Here is a 17,177-nt window from a genome sequence, read left to right as displayed (position 1 = left end):
CCCGCCTCCCCGATGACCCGCGCCCGGCCGGGTCCCCGTACCGCTCAGGCGTCCAGGAGTACGGGGAACGCCTCCATGTCGTTCTGCGTCATCACCGGCAGCTTGCGGAGGTCCGCGTCCGGCACCGCGAGCCGCAGGCGGGGGAAGCGCGCGAAGAGGGCGGGCAGGGCGATGCCCGCCTCGACGCGGGACAGGGCCGCGCCGGGGCAGATGTGCGGGCCGTGGCCGAAGGTCATGTGCCGGGCGGCGGTCGGCCGGGTGATGTCGAACGCGTCGGCGTCGGGGCCGTGCTGCTCGGGGTCGCGGCCGATCGCCCGGTAGGAGATGACGACGCCCTCGCCGGCGGCGATGACGTCCTCGCCCACCTCGATGTCCTCGGTGGCGAAACGCATCAGCAGATGGGTGGTGGGGGTGTCCCACCGGAGGGTCTCCTCGATCACCGTCTCCCAGGAGACCTCGCCGTCCAGGACCATCCGCAGCTGGTCGGGGTGGGCGAGCAGGGCGCGTACGGCGTTGAGGATGAGGCCGATCGTGGTCTCGTGCCCGGCGGCGACCATCGCCTTGAGGTTGCCGATCACCTCCTCCTCGGTGAGCGGCTCGCCGCCCTCGTCGGCGAGGATCAGCGCGGAGGTCAGGTCGTCGGTGGGCCGCGCGGTCTTCTCGCGGACGAGACCGGCGTAGAAGACGTCCAGTTCGGCCAGCAGGGCCAGTCGTTCGTCCTGCGGGGTGAGCATCGAGAAGAAGGCCTTGTACTGGCGGGTCAGCATGGCGTTCGCGGCCGGGTCGACGCCCATCAGCATGCCCACGACCCGCATCGGCAGCGGCTGCGCGAACACGGACTTGAGGTCGACGACGGCCCCGTCCCGGCCGCCGTCCGCGAGCGCGTCGAGGAGTTCGCCGGTGAACTTCTCGATGTCGGGGCGTATCGCTTCGAGGCGGCGCGGGGTGAGCGCCTGGGAGGTCTTGGTGCGCAGGCGGCGGTGTTCGGCGCCGTCGACGGTGAACATGGACCGTCCGGCGTCGATCATCCCGATGAGCGGCCAGGCGTGCGTCACCTCGCCGCTGCGCCACAGGCTCCAGGCGTCGAGGTCCTTCACCAGGCGGGGGTCGACGAGGAGCCGCCGGGCGTCGGCGTGCCGGGTGACGGCCCGGGCGGGCACCCCGAGGAGATCGATCGTCGCCAGCGCTCCGGCGTCGCGCAGCCGCGCCGTCTCGCCGTCCAGGTCCTGCACCATCGGGTCGATGACGACGGGCCCGCCGCCCTGGGCGGCGGAGGCGTGGGGGCAGTTCACGAGGGATCTCCTGACGTGCGGACGGGGGTGAACCGGACGGGAAGCGAGGTGGTGCCGCGCAGGAAGGCGGAGGGCCGCCGTACGAGATCCTCGGTGGCGACGGCGAGTTCGAGGTCGGGCAGCCGGTCGAGCAGGACCTCGATGCCGGTGCGGACGATGGTCTCGGCGATCTCCTGGGCGGGGAAGGGGCACCGGTACTCGCCGTGGCTGAACGCCAGGTGCGCGCCGGCGCCGCTGCGGGCGGCGGCGTCGGCGCCCGTGTCCGCCACCGCGGCGCCCTGCCGGATCAGCGGGTCGGTGTTGGCGGCGCCGAGGCCGAGGAGCAGCATGTCCCCGGCCTTGATGAGCCGTTCGCCGAGCCGGGTGTCCCGGACGGCCCAGCGTCCGGCGAGGATCTGGGTCGGGGTGTCCTCCCACAGCACCTCGGTCGTGGCCTCGCCGACGCTGCGCCGGCCGCCGGCCATCGAGTCGGCCAGCTCGGTCTCGGTGAGCATCAGGCGCAGGGAGTTGCTGATCCAGTCGGCGGTGGTGAGGTGCCCGGCGGCCGTGATGGCCATCAGGTCGAGCATGTACTCCTCGTCGGTGAACGCCTCGGGGAAGGCGAGCATGCGCGAGGTGATGTCGTTCCCGGGCTCGGCATGCTTCGCGGCGACCAGCTTCGCCATGTGTTCGGCGAACCGCAGGTGGGCGCTCTGCGCCTCCGGGCCGCCGTCGGCCAGGTCCTTCAGCACCCGGGCGATGTCGGCGCCCTCGCCGTCGGGGAAGCCGACGAGGCGGGCGAGGACGAGGACGGGGAGGGGCTCGCAGAAGTCGGCCACGAGGTCGGCCGTGCCGCGGCCGCACACGGCGTCGATCAGCCGGTCGGCCAGTTCCTCGCAGTGCCCGCGGGTCTCGAAGGGGTCGGCGCCTTCGAGGGCGGGGACGACCATCCGGACGTGCCGGCGGTGTTCCTGCCCGGCGGTGAAGTAGATGGAGGGCAGGGGTCGCCCGACCATCGGGAGCAGCGGCCAGTCGTCGGGGATGTTCGGCCACTGGTTCCACAGGCTCACGTCGCGCGGGAACAACTCCCCGTCGCTGGTGACCCGGTGGACCTCGCGGTAGCCGATGACCAGCCAGGCGGGGATGCCGCCGGGCAGTTCCACGGGGACGACGGGGCCGTGGTCGCGGCGCATGGCGCGGTGGACGGCGTGGGGGTCGGTCTGGAACTCGGGCCCGCTCAGCGCCACGGCCGCCGGGCCGGCGTGCGCCGGGCACCCGGGGGGCGGGGAGTTCGGAGTCGGAGCGGGCGCGGGCTCTGCGGAGGAAGGGCGCGTCATGTGTCCTGGATCCTGTGGCGACAGTCGCACGCGTCGCGGTCATGTGATCAAAGCAGGCTCACTATAAGGACGTTGCGTGTCGAAGAAGCCGTCAATGACGGTCGATTTCAAACCTGGAACGGAACAGACGGAACAACAGGGGAGCATTCCCGCGTCCAAGCGCGCGTTCGGCACCCCGGCGGGGACGATGCACACCGGAACCGGCCGCGAGGGACGACGGTTTTCCGTCAGGTCCGGGCCTGCGGGCGGAGCTTGCAGGGCGGCGCGGGCGGCAGGGCTCACGCGCGACAGAGGAAGAGGAACCCATGAACTGGACACTGGAAGTCGTCCCGGTCCCCGTGACCGACCTGGACCGGGCGAAGGAGTTCTACGGCGAGCGGTGCGGCTTCAGGATCGACCTGGACGACGAGGTGGCGCCGGGCACGCGCATCATCCAGGCGACGCCGCCGGGCTCGCGCTGCTCGATCGCGATGATGAGCGGGATGCCGGACCTGCCGGGCACGAGGAACATGGCGCCGGGCGATCTGCAGGGCCTCCAGCTCTGCGTCACGGACATCGAGGCGGCACGGAAGGAACTCGTGGCCCGAGGCGTGGAGGCCTCGCCGATCCGGCACGTCGGGGCGACGGGCTGGGAGGAGGGCAAGGGCGGTACGTGGAACTCCTTCATGACCTTCGAGGACCCGGACGGCAACGGCTGGGTGGTCCAGGAGGCCCCGTCGGAACTGTCGGAACGCTGAGCGGGGAGAGCTAGAACCCCACGTAGAAATGCCGGAGTCGGGCGTCCTCGGCCACGCAGGCCATCCCGGCGGCCTCCATCACCCGGTGGGAGCCGAGGTTGTCGAGGTCGGCGTCCCCCTTCACTCCGGAGACACCGGCCGTGCGGGCGATCCCGAGGAGCGCGCGCAGAGCCTCGGAGGCGTACCCCCGCCCCTGCGCGTCGGGCACCAGCCCGTATCCCACGGTGGCGACCCCGATCTCGTCGGGCGGCCCGTGGAACCCGATCCCCCCGACGGCGACACCGGTGTCGCGGAGCCGTATCTCGTAGATCCCGAACACCCCGGGATCCCCGGAGGAGGCCCACACCCGCAGAAACGTCCCGGCCCCGGAGACGTCCCCGTCGGCGGGATAGCCGGCCCCCCACAGATCCCCCGGCCCGGCTTCCCGGGCCACGATCCGCTCGGCCTCACCGACGCTGAGGGGATGCAGGACAAGCCGCGCGGTGGCGACGGAAGAGATCCTCACGAGACCAGTCTGAACCGACCGCCGAGCGGGGGCAACGGAGTTCAGGCAGTCACCGGAAGCAGGCGGACCACCCCGACCGAGGGGTCCACACCGCTCGAACAGCAGGCGCGGACCCGCCAGCACCCGGCGGGAACGTCGACATCGGCCTGCTGCGGCATCCGTGTGCCGCCCGGGTACGGAACCCCGAGATCGACCCCGGCCTCGGCGGAGTCCATCAACACGGCGGCCCCGTCCGTCTCCCAGACCCCGCAGTCCTCCCAGGAGGTCCCGGGATGCCGACCCACCGCTCCGGACGACCCGTCCCCGACGCTACGAGGTCCCGTGGACCGGCAGTTCGGCACCACCGAGACGCCCCGGCGCCCGCCGAGCCCCGCTACCCCCCGGCCGCCCAGCGTCGCAGGCGCGTGGTGTTGGTTCGTTTGCGTGACTGCGCGCCTCTGGTTCCCTCCGTCGGTTCGGTGAAGGCCCAGAGCGGTGTCCAGCGGCGGCGTCCGCCGGGGGTGGTCCAGCGGACGGCCGGGAAGGGGGTGACCTCGGTGACGGACGATCGCGGTATCGACCGGGTCCACACGAAGCCGCGGACCACCAGTCGCCCGGCCTCGCAGCGGACCCCCGCGCGGAAGCCCCGCACGGCGACGATCGCGCAGGCCAGGACGGCGGCCACCGCCGCCGCCCGCTGCCGGGCGGCCCCGGCCTCCACCGCGTACACGGCGAAGCCGACTCCCGGCGCGAGCCCGAGCCCCGTGTTGGCCAACCGGTTGACGAGCGTGGGCACAAGCTCCATGTCGTCCCCCTCTCCCCCGGTTCCGCTGGATTCGTACAACCATATGCGCGCCCGAGGAGTCGTCCAGGGCGAGCGCGCCCCGGGCGTGCTCGCCGGACCGTTTCCAGGGGGACCCACATGACTCACCGCATATCCCAGCGCGCCCGCGCGCTCCCGGTCGTGGCCGCTGCCGCCGCCGGAATGCTCGTGCCCGTCGTCGCGGGCGCGGCGCCCGCTTCCGCCGCCACCGCGCCGCAGGTCAGCTGTACGTCGAGCCAGACCGGGCTCGCCGCCAGGCTCAAGAAGGACATCGCCGCCGTCCTCGCCACGCGCTCCGGCACCGTGGCCGTCGGCCTGTACGACCGCGCCACGAACACCACCTGCACCCTGCGCGCCACGGGCTCGTACGACTCGGCCAGCGTCGTGAAGGTGACCGTCCTCGCCACGCTCCTCTGGGACGCCCAGAAGACCAACCGGAGCCTGACCTCACGCGAGGCCGGCCTGGCCACCGCCATGATCACCAAGTCCGACAACACGGCCACCTCGACCCTGTGGAGGCAGCTCGGCGTCACCAAGGTGAAGGGCTTCCTGTCGGCCGCCCGCATGAGCCGGACGGTGCCGGGGTCCGGCGGCTACTGGGGGCTCACCCAGATCAACGTCACCGACGAGCAGCGGCTGCTCTCGCTGATCACCACCAGGAACACCGTCCTGCGCGACACCTCCCGCGCCTACGTCCTCAAGCTCATGAAGAACGTCGTCACCTCACAGAAGTGGGGCACCCCGGCCGGCGCGCCCTCCTCGGTGTCGGTGCACGTCAAGAACGGCTGGCTGCAGCGCGCCACGCGCGGCTGGCGCGTACACAGCATCGGCGCGTTCAAGGGCGGCGGCCACGACTACACCATCTCCGTGCTCACCGACGGCAACAGCACGATGAACTACGGCGTGGCCACGATCCAGGCCGTCTCGAAGGTGATCCACCGGGACCTGACCCCGGACGTGCGCACCGCGTCCCGCTACACGCCGACCGTCATGCCCATGGAGGCGCACATCGCGGTGCCCCAGGGCTGACGCCGCGATCACGCGAACCCTGCCGGTCACGGGCCTGTGGACTGCCGCAGTCGGCCGTCCACAGGCCGATGACCCGTACGGACACGCTCCGACCCGCGCTCACAGCACCGGCAGGTTCTTCCGCAGTTCGAAGGCCGTGACCTCGCTGCGGTACTCCTCCCACTCCTGCTTCTTGTTGCGCAGGAAGAAGTCGAAGACGTGCTCTCCCAGCGTCTCCGCGACCAGTTCGCTCTTCTCCATCAGGGTGATCGCCTCGCCCAGGTTCTGCGGGAGCGGCTCGATGCCCATGGCGCGGCGTTCCGCGTCGGAGAGGGCCCAGACGTCGTCGTCCGCGCCGGCCGGGAGTTCGTAGCCCTCCTCGATGCCCTTCAGGCCCGCCGCGAGGAGTACCGCGTACGTCAGGTACGGGTTGGCGCCCGAGTCGATCGAGCGGACCTCGACCCGCGAGGAGCCCGTCTTGCCCGGCTTGTACATGGGGACGCGGATCAGCGCCGAGCGGTTGTTGTGGCCCCAGCAGATGTACGAGGGGGCCTCGCCGCCGGAGCCGGCCGTGCGCGAGGAGCCGCCCCAGATCCGCTTGTACGAGTTGACCCACTGGTTGGTGACGGCCGAGATCTCGCCCGCGTGCTTCAGCAGGCCCGCGATGAACGAGCGGCCCACCTTCGACAGCTGGTACTCGGCACCCGACTCGTAGAACGCGTTCCGGTCGCCCTCGAACAGCGACAGGTGGGTGTGCATGCCCGAGCCCGGGTAGTCCGAGAACGGCTTCGGCATGAACGTGGCCTGCACGCCCTGCTCCAGCGCCACCTGCTTCATGACCAGGCGGAACGTCATGATGTTGTCCGCGGTGGAGAGCGCGTCCGCGTACCGGAGGTCGATCTCCTGCTGGCCCGGCGCGCCCTCGTGGTGGCTGAACTCCACCGAGATGCCCATCGATTCGAGCATCGTGATCGCCTGGCGGCGGAAGTCCATGCCCACGTTCTGCGGGGTGTGGTCGAAGTAGCCCGAGTTGTCCGCCGGGGTCGGGCGGGTGCCGTCGAGCGGCTTGTCCTTGAGGAGGAAGAACTCGATCTCGGGGTGCGTGTAGAAGGTGAAGCCCAGGTCCGAGGTCTTGGCGAGCGCCCGCTTGAGGACGTAGCGCGGGTCCGCGAAGGACGGCGAGCCGTCCGGCATGAGGATGTCGCAGAACATCCGGGCCGTCCCCGGCGCCTCGGCCCGCCACGGCAGGATCTGGAAGGTCCCCGGGTCCGGCTTGGCGATCATGTCGGACTCGTAGACCCGGGCGAAGCCCTCGATCGCGGAGCCGTCGAAGCCGATGCCCTCGTCGAAGGCCTGCTCCAGCTCGGCCGGCGCCACGGCGACCGACTTGAGGAAGCCGAGCACGTCGGTGAACCACAGACGTACGAAGCGGATGTCGCGCTCCTCGAGCGTACGGAGCACGAATTCCTGCTGCTTGTCCATTTCCACACCCATCCTCGCTGGTCAGGCCGCCTGCTCCCACCGCCTCGGGCAACGTCGGGGGGCACCTGAGCATCCCACCACATGGTTTCGCGCACGTTGCACACCCATAGTGCCCGCTCCGGTGTGACTCAGGTAACGCGAGAACGGCCGCGCGAGGGTGTCCGGCCGGTGCGCTCCGGGTGCCCGTTCGCCCCTCCGCCGCCCGCCCGTCGGTACCGAGTGGTACCCCGTTCGGCCCACAGAGGCTCCGCGCCCACTACGATCTGCGCCCATGGGGGCCACACGGCTCGTACGCCCGTCCCGGCACGCGCGTCCCATGGCACTGGTGAGTGCCGTGGCGACGCTCCTCGCCGCGCTCTTCTTCTGTCTGGGGGCCGGGCCCGACTCCGCGAGGCATCATCCGGAGCGCGCCGCCGGAGGGACCGCACAGGGCGGGGGAACCGTACGGACCGAGCAGTCCGTACGGACGACCGCCGCCACCGCCCTCGCCGCCGGCACCGCCGTCGGCGAGTACGTCTGTCCCTACGACCGCGGCGGCTGCTCGCTCTTCCCCTCGCTCTCCCCCGCCGTCCTCAGCGCACCCCCGCTCGACCCGCCGCTGCACGCGGAGGGCGGGCTCCCGCGCCTCTTCCCGCCGCCCGCCGACGACCCGGCGGGCCGCACCGGCGCCCAGCCCCGCGCGCCGGACCTGCACGTCCTTCAAGTTCTCCGGACGTAGCGGCGGCGGGCGTCCCGCCCCCGCACGTCCAGCACCGAACTCCACCCCATCCCTGAAGAAGGACGACACCACCATGGCCGCCAACCGCTCCGCCACCGCCGACCGCCGCGCCCGAATAGAGGAGATGCGCCGCGCCGAGCAGGCCCGTGAGCGCCGCAACCGCTTCCTCACGATCGGCATCTCGGGCGTCGTCGTCCTGGGTCTCGTCGGCTTCGGCAGCTTCGTGCTGATGAAGAAGTCCGACGAGCAGGACCAGAAGGACGCCGCCGCGAAGGCCCCCATCACGGCCGAGAAGTCCTGGGACGCGGCGAAGCTCGGCCGCAACCACGTCGAGACGGCCGTGAAGTACGACATGAAGCCGCCGGTCGGCGGTGACCACAACCCGGTCTGGATGAACTGCGACGGCGTGGTCTACAAGAAGGCCCTCCCCGAGGTGAACGCGGTGCACTCCCTGGAGCACGGCGCCGTCTGGGTGACGTACAACAAGAAGGCCTCCGCCGACGACGTCAAGAAGCTCGAGGACAAGGTCGGCAAGACCAAGTACACGCTGATGAGCCCCGTGGACGACCAGGCCGGGGCGATCATGCTGTCCGCCTGGGGCAAGCAGGTCACCGTGGACAACGCGAGCGACCCCCGCATCGACGCCTTCTTCACGAAGTACGTCCAGGGCCCGCAGACCCCCGAGCCCGGCGCGGCCTGCACCGGCGGGCTCGACCAGTGAGCGCCGCCGACGAGGAGTTCCCGACGCCCCCCGCCCGGCGGCCGAACCGGACGCAGTGGGCGGCGGTCACCGCCGTCGCGCTCGCGCTGCTCTTCGCCGGGGGCGCCGTCACCGTCGCCTCGGCCGATCGCGAGGAGGCGCCGAGCACCCCCGCCTCCCTCTCCGCGGACGCCGGCTTCGCCCGGGACATGTCCGTCCACCACCAGCAGGCCGTCGAGATGTCGTTCATCGTCCGGGACCGCACCCAGGACGAGGAGGTGCGCCGGCTGGCGTACGACATCGCCAACACCCAGGCCAACCAGCGGGGCATGATGCTCGGCTGGCTCGACCTGTGGGGGCTGCCCAAGACCGAGTCCGGCGTCGAGCCGATGACCTGGATGGGCATGGGCGGTTCCGGCGACACGGGTCCCCTCGACGGGGCCCTGATGCCGGGCATGGCGACCAACGCGCAGCTGGACCAGCTGCGGAAGGCCGGCGGCCGCGAGGCCGAGATCCTGTACCTGCAGCTCATGACCGCCCACCACAAGGGCGGGGTCCACATGGCCGAGGGCTGCGTCCAGAAGTGCTCGGTGGACATCGAGCGGAACCTCGCGCAGGGCATGGTCGACGCGCAGCAGTCCGAGATCCTGCTGATGGCGGACATGCTGAAGAAGCGCGGCGCGGCGTGAGGCGTCACGCCGGCTGAAGCTCGGCGTCACCTGACGCTCGACGCGGGCTGAGCGCCGGACGTTCACGGCCCCCGTGACCCCTGCGGTCGCGGGGGCCTCGTCGTGCGCCGACAATGAGTGGGCTCGGGGACGTACGTGTGACCGCGTTCGACGAAAGGTACGCACCTCATGACCACGGCGAAGGACATCATGCACCCCGGGGCCCAGTGGATCCCGGCACACGAGACGCTCGACCGCGCCGCCCAGCTGATGCGCAATCTGAACGTGGGCGCCCTCCCCATCGCCGACGAGAACGAACGTCTCTGCGGCATCCTCACGGACCGCGACATCGTGGTCGGCTGTGTGGCCATGGGGCACGACCCGGCCAAGGTCACCTGTGGCGAGATGGCGAAGGGCACCCCGCGCTGGGTCGAGTCGGGCGCGGACGTCGGCGCCGTCCTGGAGGAGATGCAGAGCCACCAGATCCGCCGGCTCCCCGTCATCGAGGGCAAGAGGCTCGTCGGCATGATCAGCGAGGCCGATCTGGCCCAGCATCTGTCGGACGAGCAGATCAAGGCGTTCTGTACGAGCGTCTACGCCGCTTCCTGAGCCGTGCGCAGGACCGCCCGGGCCACCGCGTCCGGGCGGTCGAGCATGACCAGATGGCCCGACGGCACGGCCGCCTCGTAGCGGGCGCCGAGCCGGCGGGCCAGCGCGCGTTGGCGCCGCTCCCAGCGGGCGGACCCGTCGGGGGCGGCGAGGACCGTGACGGGGAGGCCCGGCGGGAGCGGGTGCGTGGCGCGCAGGGCGAGGAGTCCGGCGGCCACGGCCCCGTAGTGGGCGTTCTCCAGGAGCGCGCCGCGCAGGACGCGTGAGGTGCCGTAGACCCGGCGGACCAGGGCGGCGGGGGCCGGGTCGGGGCGTACGGTCGCGCGGCGGACGGCGGGGCCGAGCGCGGCGGGGACCCCGGCGGCGCACAGGACCGCGCCGAGGGCCCGGGACACGGCGGTCGTACGGGCGGGGCGGGGGCGCTCCTCCACCGAGGAGTCGACGAGCACGAGGGCGGCGGTCCGGCCGGAGTGGAGCCGGGCGAAGGCCTCGGCGTGGAACCCGGCGATCGAGTGCCCGACGACGGTGACGGGGTCGGTGGCGGGGTGCCCGAGGGCGTCGAGGACGGCGGCGATCCGGTCGCCCTCGCCGGTGGCGGTGGGCGGGACGGCGGCGGGCGCGGAGAGGCCGTGTCCCGGGCGGTCGAAGCGGACGACCGTGCGGTGCGGGGCGAGGAGCGGGACGACCGGGTCCCAGTCGAACCAGCTCAGGCCGAGGCCGGCGCTCAGGACGCAGACCGGGCCCGATCCTTCGACGGTCACGTGATGGGCCACTCCGCCGATCCGTACGAACGGGGTCACCGCTCCCCCTCCCTCGCCAGGGAGTACGCGAGGACCGCGAGCCACACGGCCACCAGGAGCACCTGGAGCCGCTGCCCCGCGCCGAGCGACCAGATGCCCTTCCCCGCCTCGAAGGCGGCGACGGCGGCCAGCGTCCAGGCGGTGGCGGCGAACTCCAGGACGACGAGGGCGGGGCCGGTACGGGCGAGGGCGCGGCGGCGGCCGTGGCGGCGGGCGGCGACGGTCAGCGCGACCAGGGCGACGAGGGCGCCGGTCATGGCGAAGCTCGAACTGACGGCATGGGCCGTATGGGTGGCGGGGACGAGTCCGGCGGTCTCGCGCGCCGCGCACTCGGGGTCGACGGTGGGGGCGCAGCTGAGCGGGAGGCGCGAGTCGGCGACGGTGGCGGCCCCGAAGACGGCGAGGGCGACCCAGCCGACGGCCTCCCAGGGGTCACGGGAGGGACGGGAGAGGCGGGAGGGACCGGTGAGGGTCCCCCAGGCGCCGGCCACCGCGCCCGCGAGGACCAGCGCCCCCGCCGCCAGGTCCGTCGCCCGGAAGAGGCCGCCGAGCGGCTGGTCCGCCGCCGCGAGCTCGGAGACGTACGTCCGGACCGGGTCGAGGCCGGTCCGGACGAGGACTTCGAGGACCCAGGCGGTGTACGCGAGCGCGCCGAGGGCCAGCAGCACGGCGGCCGTTCGCGTGGCACTCCTGGACATACCGGGTCGAACGCTAGGTCGTGGAGGAAGGTTCCCGGTGGTCCGGGTGCACCCAGCCGGGCTTGCGGTACTTGAGGAGCGCGGCCGGGATGACGATGCCGAGGAGCAGCAGACCGCCGCCGACGATCAGCAGATAGCGCCAGAGCGGCTGGTCGCCGAACTGGTCCGGCGGGACGAAGCCGATGACGAGCGCCGCGACCGAGGCGACGAAGCCGACGCCGGCGACCCATTCGACGGCGGGGACGCGGAAGCCGCGTTCGACGCCGGGCTGGGTCCTGCGGAGCTTGACGACGGCCACGAACATCAGCAGGTACGCGATCAGGTAGATCTGCACGGTGATGACGGAGAACATCCAGTACGCGCTGGAGACGTTGTCGCTGAACGCGTAGAGGATGCCGATCAGGGTGGTGACGACGCCCTGCGCGATCATGATGTTCTGCGGGGCGCCGTCCTTGTTGAACTTCTGCAGCGCGGGTGGCAGGTAGCCCTCCTGACGGGAGAGCAGCACCAGGCCCTTGGCGGGTCCGGCGAGCCAGGTGAGCATGCCGCCGAGGGCGGCGCAGACCAGCATGATGCCGACGACCTTGGTCATCCAGCCGATGGAGAAGTGGTCGAAGAAGGCCTGGAAGGCCTGCATCAGCCCGGCGGTGAGGCTGAGCTGCGCCGAGGGCATGACCCAGGCGATGGCCAGGGCCGGAAGGATGAAGATCAGCAGGACGAGGCCGGTCGCCAGGAACATCGACTTGGGGTACTCGCGCTTGGGGTCGCGCAGCGAGGACACGTGGACGCCGTTCATCTCCATGCCCGCGTAGGACAGGAAGTTGTTGACGATGAGGACCAGGCTGGCGAGGCCGGTCCACGGCGGCAGCCAGTGGTCGGCGCTCATGGGCTGCGCGGACGGGTTGCCCTGGCCGAGGAAGACCATGCCGAGGACGACGAGGAGCACGCCGGGGATGAGGGTGCCGACGATCAGGCCGAAGGAGGAGAGGCCGGCGATCGTCTTCGTGCCGCGCGAGGAGATCAGGACCCCGGACCAGTAGATGACGATGATGACGATCGCGACGTACAGGCCGTTCTCGGCGAGGGACGGGTCGATGACGTACGCGAAGGTCGAGGCGACGTACGCGAGGAGGCTCGGGTAGTAGGCGATGGTCATGGCGAACTGGCACCAGACCGCGAGGAAGCCGAGCGGCTTGCCGAGCGCCTCGCTCACCCAGCGGTAGATGCCGCCGTTCCAGCCGGAGGCCAGCTCGGCGCCGACGAGGGCGGTGGGGAGCAGGAAGACGAGGGCCGGGAGCAGGTAGAGGAAGATCGCGGCGAGGCCGTAGATGGCCATGGCCGGCGAGGGCCGCAGGCTGGCGACGGACGCGGTGGTCATGAAGGCGAGGGTCAGCCAGGAGATGAACTGCCTCTTGGTGCCGTCGTCATGGGAGGCCGCCGGATCGGTCGCGGTGGGCCGTGCCGACTCTGCCGGGTCGTCAGTGGTCGTCATGGGGTCATGATCAGCGGGCGGGCGCGGGGCCGCATGTCGAGCGGAGGGGGTGGCGGCGGGGTGGGGGCCGTGCCGGTCACGGATGGGTGTCGACTCCCCGTCTCCCCATGAATCCGCTGGCCAGAGGCTGTTCGGCCGGTCTAACGTCGACGTTTCGGAACAGCTCGGAGGACCCCGCATGACCACGCCCACGGACAAGCCCGAACCGAACCCGTGGGCTCCGCCGCAGCCGGGGGAAGCCGACGCGCCGGTCGGGTCGGGCGCGTCCGCCGCGTCGGGCACCTCGGCCGCGTCTGACCCGTCGACCGCGTCGGTCACCTCGGCCGCATCCGGGACCGGCGACGGACTCGGGACGGCCGACGGACTCGGGAAGCACGCCACGGCCGGGATGCCCGGACACCCCGGGATGCCCGGACAGCCCGGCCCGCCCGGGATGCCTCCGTACGGCATGCCGCCCGCCCGCTCCGGGCTCGGCGTGGGCGCGCTCGTCATCGGCATCGTGGGGCTGCTCTTCGGGATCGTCCCGTTCCTCTTCTGGCTCGGCGGGATCATGGGCGTCCTGGCGCTCGTCCTCGGCATCGTCGGTCACGGCCGCGCCGGCCGGGGCGAGGCGACCGACCGGGGGCAGGCGGTCGCCGGCATCGTGCTCGGCGCCGTGACGATCGTCGTCTCGGCGGCCTGGCTGGTTCTCTTCCTCCTCGCGGCGAACACGGTGAGCGACACGAACGACTCGGTTCTCGAGATCGAGTCGTCGGCCCCCGCTCCCCGCGGCACCCGCTCCGCCCCCGCGCCGGAGCCCACCGAGACCGCCCCGGCGGTACGGGCGTTCGGCGAGACGTACACGTACGGCGACGGGGTGAAGGTCACCGTCTCCGCGCCCCGGCCCTACACGCCGGACCGGTTCGCCGCCGGGTACGAGAAGGGCGACACGACGGTCCGCCTGACGATCACGATCGTCAACGGCAGCGACAGGACCATCGACGTCACCACCGCGCTCCCGGGCGCGCGGGACGCGGAGGGCGCGACGGCGGGCACGGTCTTCGACGGCTCCAGGGGGACCGAGATGTTCCGGGGGAAGGTCCTTCCCGGCAAGCAGGCCAAGGCCGGATACGTCTTCGCGCTGCCGGCCGGCGCGGACGGCGAGATGCAGCTGGAACTGGCGCCGCAGCTCGCGAAGTACGACTCGGTGATCTGGACCGGCCCGGTGAAGCAGTGACGGGCGGACGCGCTTCCGTCGCCGATCCCAGGACATAGCGTCGGTCTGACGATTACACTGGGCGGGTGCCTCAACTACGCCTCGCCCTGAATCAGATCGACTCGACCGTCGGAGACATCGCCGGGAACGCCGAGGCGATCGTGCACTGGACCCGGCACGCCGCCGGACAGGGCGCGCATCTCGTCGCGTTCCCCGAGATGGCGCTGACCGGATATCCCGTGGAGGACCTCGCCCTGCGCGCCTCCTTCGTGGAGGCGTCCCGCGCGGCCCTGCGCGGTCTCGCCCGGCGGCTCGCCGAGGAGGGGTTCGGGGAACTGCCGGTGGTCGTCGGCTATCTGGACCGTTCCGAGCGGGACGTGCCGAAGCTCGGCCGGCCGGCCGGTTCGCCGGAGAACGCCGCCGCCGTGCTGCACCGCGGCGAGGTGGTGCTGCGGTTCGCCAAGCACCACCTCCCCAACTACGGCGTCTTCGACGAGTACCGCTACTTCGTGCCGGGCGACACGCTGCCGGTCGTGCGGGTGCACGGCGTCGACGTGGCCCTGGCCATCTGCGAGGACCTGTGGCAGGACGGCGGCCGGGTCCCGGCGGCGCGCAGCGCGCGGGCCGGGCTGCTGCTGTCGGTCAACGCCTCGCCGTACGAGCGGAACAAGGACGACACCCGGCTCGACCTGGTCCGCGGGCGGGCCCGGGAGGCGGGGTGCGTGACCGCGTACCTGGCGACGACGGGCGGTCAGGACGAGCTGGTCTTCGACGGCGACTCGATCGTCGTCGACGCCGAGGGCGAGGTGATCGCGCGGGCGCCGCAGTTCGTCGAGGGCAGCGTGATCCTCGATCTGGAGCTGCCCGCGGCGGAGGTCGGCGACGAGGTCGCCCAGGGACAGCTGGTGGACGACGGGCTGCGGATCGACCGCGTGGTGCTGTCGGAGGAGCCGCTTCCCGCCTACGAGCCGGAGCTGACGGGCGGCTGGGCGAACCGGCTCGACGACGACGAGGAGGTGTACTCCGCGCTGGTGATCGGGCTCCGCGCCTATGTCGCGAAGAACGGTTTCCGCTCGGTGCTCGTCGGACTGTCCGGCGGCATCGACTCGGCGCTCGTCGCCGCCATCGCCTGCGACGCGCTGGGCGCGGACCAGGTGTACGGGGTGTCGATGCCCTCCAAGTACTCCTCCGCCCACTCGCGCGACGACGCGGCCGAGCTGGCCCGCCGGACCGGGCTGCACTACCGCACGGTGTCGATCGAGCCGATGTTCGACGCGTACATGGGGGCGCTCGGCCTCACCGGCCTCGCCGAGGAGAACCTCCAGTCGCGGCTGCGCGGGACGACGCTGATGGCGATCTCCAACCAGGAGGGCCAGATCGTCCTGGCGCCCGGCAACAAGTCCGAGCTCGCGGTGGGGTACTCGACGCTGTACGGGGACTCCGTCGGCGCGTTCGGTCCCATCAAGGACGTCTACAAGTCGACCGTGTTCCGGCTCGCGCGCTGGCGGAACCGGGCGGCGGAGGAGCGGGGCCAGACCCCGCCGATCCCGGAGAGCTCGATCAGCAAGCCGCCGAGCGCGGAACTGCGCCCGGGGCAGGTGGACACGGACTCGCTGCCGGACTACGACGTGCTGGACGCGATCCTCGACCTGTACGTGGACCGGGACCTCGGCAAGGACGCCATCGTGGCGGCCGGGTTCGACGAGGAGCTGGTGACGCGGACGCTGCGGATGGTGGACGCGGCGGAGTACAAGCGGCGCCAGTACCCGCCGGGCACCAAGATCTCGGCGAAGGGCTTCGGCAAGGACCGACGCCTGCCGATCACGAACCGCTGGCGGGAGACACCGTCCGGCTGACGGCGGCTGCGGGCCGGGCCGAAGCCGGGCGGCTCAGCCCGTCCCGCCGACCCCGGCTCCGGCTTCGGCCTCCGCCGTCCGGCCCTCGGCCGGTTCCGTCGTCCTGAGGGGGCTTCCCGCGACCACGCGGGAGGTCCCCTCGCCCGTACCGCCGTCGCGGTCGAGCAGTCCCGCGACCGCGGCGACCGCCAGGCCGATCACCGTGAGGCCCGCGCCGACGAGGGCCGGTGAGGTCCAGCCCCAGCCGGCGGCGACGGCCGCGCCGCCGGCCCAGGCGCCGCCCGCGTTGGCCAGGTTGAAGGCGGAGTGGTTGGAGGCGGAGGCGAGGGTCGGGGCGTCCTTGGCCTTGTTCATGACCAGCATCTGGAGCGGGGTGGTGGTCATGAAGCCGACCGCGCCGAGCACCACGACCGTGACCAGCGCCAGCCAGGGCACGTGGACGGTGAAGCGGAAGGCGACCAGGGCGAGGACGAGCGCGGCGAGCGAGCCGTACAGGGTGGGTCGCAGCGCCCGGTCGGTCAGCGGCCCGGCGGCGAGCGCCCCGCCGGTCATGCCGACGCCGAAGAGCGCCAGGACGACGGTGACGGTGGAGTCGCCGAAGCCCATCACCTCGGTGGTCATCGAGGCCAGGTACGAGTAGACGGCGAAGACGCCCGCGAAGCCGAACACGGCGGTGAGCAGGCCGAGGAGGACCTGCGGGCGGCCGAGGGCGCGGATCTCGCGGCCCAGGCCCTGCCGCTCGTCGACGGGGACGTGCGGCACGAGGCGGGCGAGCGCGGCCACGGCGAGCAGGCCGATGACGGAGACGACGAGGAAGGTGGCCCGCCAGCCGAGGTGCTGGCCGAGCAGGGTCGCGGCCGGGACGCCGAGGATGTTGGCGACGGTGAGGCCGAGGAACATCGTGGCCACCGCCCGCGCCTGCCGGTCCTCGCGGACCAGCCGGGCGGCGACGACCGCGCCGAGGCCGAAGAACGCGCCGTGCGGGAGTCCGGCGAGGACCCGCCCCGCGATCAGCCAGCCGAAGCCGGGGGCCAGCGCGGAGGCGAGGTTGCCGACCGTGAAGAGGACCATCAGCAGGAGCAGCATCCGCTTGCGGGGGATGCGGGAGCCGAGCGCGGTGAGCAGCGGGGCGCCGACGACGACGCCGATCGCGTACGCCGAGACGAGGTACCCGGCGGTGGGGACGGAGGTGCCGAGGTCGTCGGCGACCTGCGGAAGCAGGCCCATCATCACGAATTCGGCGGTGCCGATGCCGAAGGCGGAGACGGCCAGGGCGAGCAACGCCAGGGGCATGGGGGG

General features: G+C 72.2%; 18 protein-coding genes. 8 read left to right on the top strand and 10 right to left on the bottom strand.

What is annotated here, in order from left to right:
- Positions 1–44: 44 nt before the first annotated feature.
- The gene (locus ASD33_RS16545) at positions 45–1,292 is read right to left on the bottom strand and encodes a cytochrome P450 (protein ID WP_056560237.1); all 1,248 of its coding nucleotides are present in this window, start codon (positions 1,290–1,292) and stop codon (positions 45–47) included.
- Complete coding sequence (locus ASD33_RS16540) at positions 1,289–2,608, bottom strand: cytochrome P450 (RefSeq protein WP_056560235.1); 1,320 nt, start codon at positions 2,606–2,608, stop codon at positions 1,289–1,291. Before ASD33_RS16540 ends, ASD33_RS16545 begins: the two co-directional genes overlap by 4 nt.
- A 305-nt stretch (positions 2,609–2,913) precedes the next feature.
- Here ASD33_RS16540 and ASD33_RS16535 point away from each other — a divergent pair, with 305 nt between their 5' ends.
- Positions 2,914–3,345 (top strand): VOC family protein, encoded by a 432-nt coding sequence (locus ASD33_RS16535; protein WP_056560228.1) that lies wholly within the window; start codon positions 2,914–2,916, stop codon positions 3,343–3,345.
- Positions 3,346–3,355: 10 nt separating this feature from the next.
- Here the strand turns inward: ASD33_RS16535 and ASD33_RS16530 are convergent, their stop codons facing one another.
- From ASD33_RS16530 to ASD33_RS35010, 3 genes are all read right to left on the bottom strand, one after another.
- Complete coding sequence (locus ASD33_RS16530; protein ID WP_079044811.1) at positions 3,356–3,850, bottom strand: GNAT family N-acetyltransferase; 495 nt, start codon at positions 3,848–3,850, stop codon at positions 3,356–3,358.
- Positions 3,851–3,891: 41 nt separating this feature from the next.
- Positions 3,892–4,134, bottom strand: a complete 243-nt coding sequence (locus tag ASD33_RS36310; RefSeq protein ID WP_056560226.1) for an Imm21 family immunity protein — start codon at positions 4,132–4,134, stop codon at positions 3,892–3,894.
- A gap of 89 nt (positions 4,135–4,223) precedes the next feature.
- Entirely contained in the window at positions 4,224–4,634 is a 411-nt protein-coding gene (locus tag ASD33_RS35010; RefSeq protein ID WP_056560223.1) for a hypothetical protein, read from the bottom strand.
- A 117-nt stretch (positions 4,635–4,751) separates the two neighbouring features.
- On the opposite strand from ASD33_RS35010, the gene ASD33_RS16515 reads away from it, so the two are divergent.
- A complete protein-coding gene (locus ASD33_RS16515) occupies positions 4,752–5,681 on the top strand; it encodes a serine hydrolase (protein ID WP_079044809.1) in 930 nt (309 codons plus the stop codon).
- Between the two features lie 99 nt (positions 5,682–5,780).
- Here ASD33_RS16515 and ASD33_RS16510 read toward each other — a convergent pair whose 3' ends face one another.
- Positions 5,781–7,142: a glutamine synthetase family protein gene (locus ASD33_RS16510; protein WP_056560220.1), complete on the bottom strand. Its 1,362-nt coding sequence runs from the start codon at positions 7,140–7,142 to the stop codon at positions 5,781–5,783.
- 271 nt (positions 7,143–7,413) lie between these two features.
- Here ASD33_RS16510 and ASD33_RS16505 point away from each other — a divergent pair, with 271 nt between their 5' ends.
- From ASD33_RS16505 to ASD33_RS16490, 4 genes are all read left to right on the top strand, one after another.
- Positions 7,414–7,860: a hypothetical protein gene (locus ASD33_RS16505; protein ID WP_056560215.1), complete on the top strand. Its 447-nt coding sequence runs from the start codon at positions 7,414–7,416 to the stop codon at positions 7,858–7,860.
- A 73-nt stretch (positions 7,861–7,933) separates the two neighbouring features.
- Entirely contained in the window at positions 7,934–8,581 is a 648-nt protein-coding gene (locus ASD33_RS16500) for a DUF3105 domain-containing protein (RefSeq protein ID WP_056560212.1), read from the top strand.
- A complete protein-coding gene (locus ASD33_RS16495; RefSeq protein ID WP_079044808.1) occupies positions 8,578–9,249 on the top strand; it encodes a DUF305 domain-containing protein in 672 nt (223 codons plus the stop codon). The genes ASD33_RS16500 and ASD33_RS16495 overlap by 4 nt, the downstream gene beginning before the upstream one ends.
- 168 nt (positions 9,250–9,417) lie before the next feature.
- Positions 9,418–9,837: a CBS domain-containing protein gene (locus ASD33_RS16490; protein ID WP_056560211.1), complete on the top strand. Its 420-nt coding sequence runs from the start codon at positions 9,418–9,420 to the stop codon at positions 9,835–9,837.
- On the opposite strand, the gene ASD33_RS16485 is transcribed toward ASD33_RS16490, so the two are convergent.
- From ASD33_RS16485 to ASD33_RS16475, 3 genes are read right to left on the bottom strand one after another with little or no spacing between them, the layout of a single operon-like run.
- Positions 9,822–10,637 carry an alpha/beta fold hydrolase gene (locus ASD33_RS16485; protein WP_056560210.1) on the bottom strand — a complete coding sequence of 272 codons (816 nt, stop codon included), beginning with the start codon at positions 10,635–10,637 and terminating at the stop codon, positions 9,822–9,824. The two genes, ASD33_RS16490 and ASD33_RS16485, sit on opposite strands and share 16 nt — an antisense overlap.
- Entirely contained in the window at positions 10,634–11,335 is a 702-nt protein-coding gene (locus ASD33_RS16480) for a DUF998 domain-containing protein (RefSeq protein WP_056560209.1), read from the bottom strand. The genes ASD33_RS16485 and ASD33_RS16480 overlap by 4 nt, the downstream gene beginning before the upstream one ends.
- A gap of 13 nt (positions 11,336–11,348) precedes the next feature.
- The gene (locus tag ASD33_RS16475; protein WP_056560208.1) at positions 11,349–12,827 is read right to left on the bottom strand and encodes an APC family permease; all 1,479 of its coding nucleotides are present in this window, start codon (positions 12,825–12,827) and stop codon (positions 11,349–11,351) included.
- 178 nt (positions 12,828–13,005) lie between these two features.
- Between ASD33_RS16475 and ASD33_RS16470 the strand changes: the two genes are divergently transcribed.
- Positions 13,006–14,043: a DUF4190 domain-containing protein gene (locus tag ASD33_RS16470; protein WP_056560205.1), complete on the top strand. Its 1,038-nt coding sequence runs from the start codon at positions 13,006–13,008 to the stop codon at positions 14,041–14,043.
- A 65-nt stretch (positions 14,044–14,108) separates the two neighbouring features.
- Entirely contained in the window at positions 14,109–15,878 is a 1,770-nt protein-coding gene (locus ASD33_RS16465) for an NAD+ synthase (RefSeq protein ID WP_056560202.1), read from the top strand.
- A gap of 33 nt (positions 15,879–15,911) precedes the next feature.
- Here ASD33_RS16465 and ASD33_RS16460 read toward each other — a convergent pair whose 3' ends face one another.
- Positions 15,912–17,171: an MFS transporter gene (locus ASD33_RS16460; protein ID WP_056560199.1), complete on the bottom strand. Its 1,260-nt coding sequence runs from the start codon at positions 17,169–17,171 to the stop codon at positions 15,912–15,914.
- Positions 17,172–17,177 lie beyond the last annotated feature (6 nt).

Origin of the sequence: Streptomyces sp. Root1304 (assembly GCF_001426405.1) — a bacterium.
Classification (GTDB): domain Bacteria; phylum Actinomycetota; class Actinomycetes; order Streptomycetales; family Streptomycetaceae; genus Streptomyces.
The sequence above is the reverse complement of the archived record's forward strand: the minus strand, read 5'-3'. Positions and strand labels throughout refer to the sequence as shown.

Coding starts and splice junctions, on each gene's coding strand:
- ASD33_RS16540 (WP_056560235.1), bottom strand. CDS start 2,608: ATGACGCGCCCTTCCTCCGCAGAGCCCGCGCCCGCTCCGACTCCGAAC.
- ASD33_RS16535 (WP_056560228.1), top strand. CDS start 2,914: ATGAACTGGACACTGGAAGTCGTCCCGGTCCCCGTGACCGACCTGGAC.
- ASD33_RS35010 (WP_056560223.1), bottom strand. CDS start 4,634: ATGGAGCTTGTGCCCACGCTCGTCAACCGGTTGGCCAACACGGGGCTC.
- ASD33_RS16515 (WP_079044809.1), top strand. CDS start 4,752: ATGACTCACCGCATATCCCAGCGCGCCCGCGCGCTCCCGGTCGTGGCC.
- ASD33_RS16510 (WP_056560220.1), bottom strand. CDS start 7,142: ATGGACAAGCAGCAGGAATTCGTGCTCCGTACGCTCGAGGAGCGCGAC.
- ASD33_RS16505 (WP_056560215.1), top strand. CDS start 7,414: ATGGGGGCCACACGGCTCGTACGCCCGTCCCGGCACGCGCGTCCCATG.
- ASD33_RS16500 (WP_056560212.1), top strand. CDS start 7,934: ATGGCCGCCAACCGCTCCGCCACCGCCGACCGCCGCGCCCGAATAGAG.
- ASD33_RS16490 (WP_056560211.1), top strand. CDS start 9,418: ATGACCACGGCGAAGGACATCATGCACCCCGGGGCCCAGTGGATCCCG.
- ASD33_RS16480 (WP_056560209.1), bottom strand. CDS start 11,335: ATGTCCAGGAGTGCCACGCGAACGGCCGCCGTGCTGCTGGCCCTCGGC.
- ASD33_RS16475 (WP_056560208.1), bottom strand. CDS start 12,827: ATGACGACCACTGACGACCCGGCAGAGTCGGCACGGCCCACCGCGACC.
- ASD33_RS16470 (WP_056560205.1), top strand. CDS start 13,006: ATGACCACGCCCACGGACAAGCCCGAACCGAACCCGTGGGCTCCGCCG.
- ASD33_RS16460 (WP_056560199.1), bottom strand. CDS start 17,171: ATGCCCCTGGCGTTGCTCGCCCTGGCCGTCTCCGCCTTCGGCATCGGC.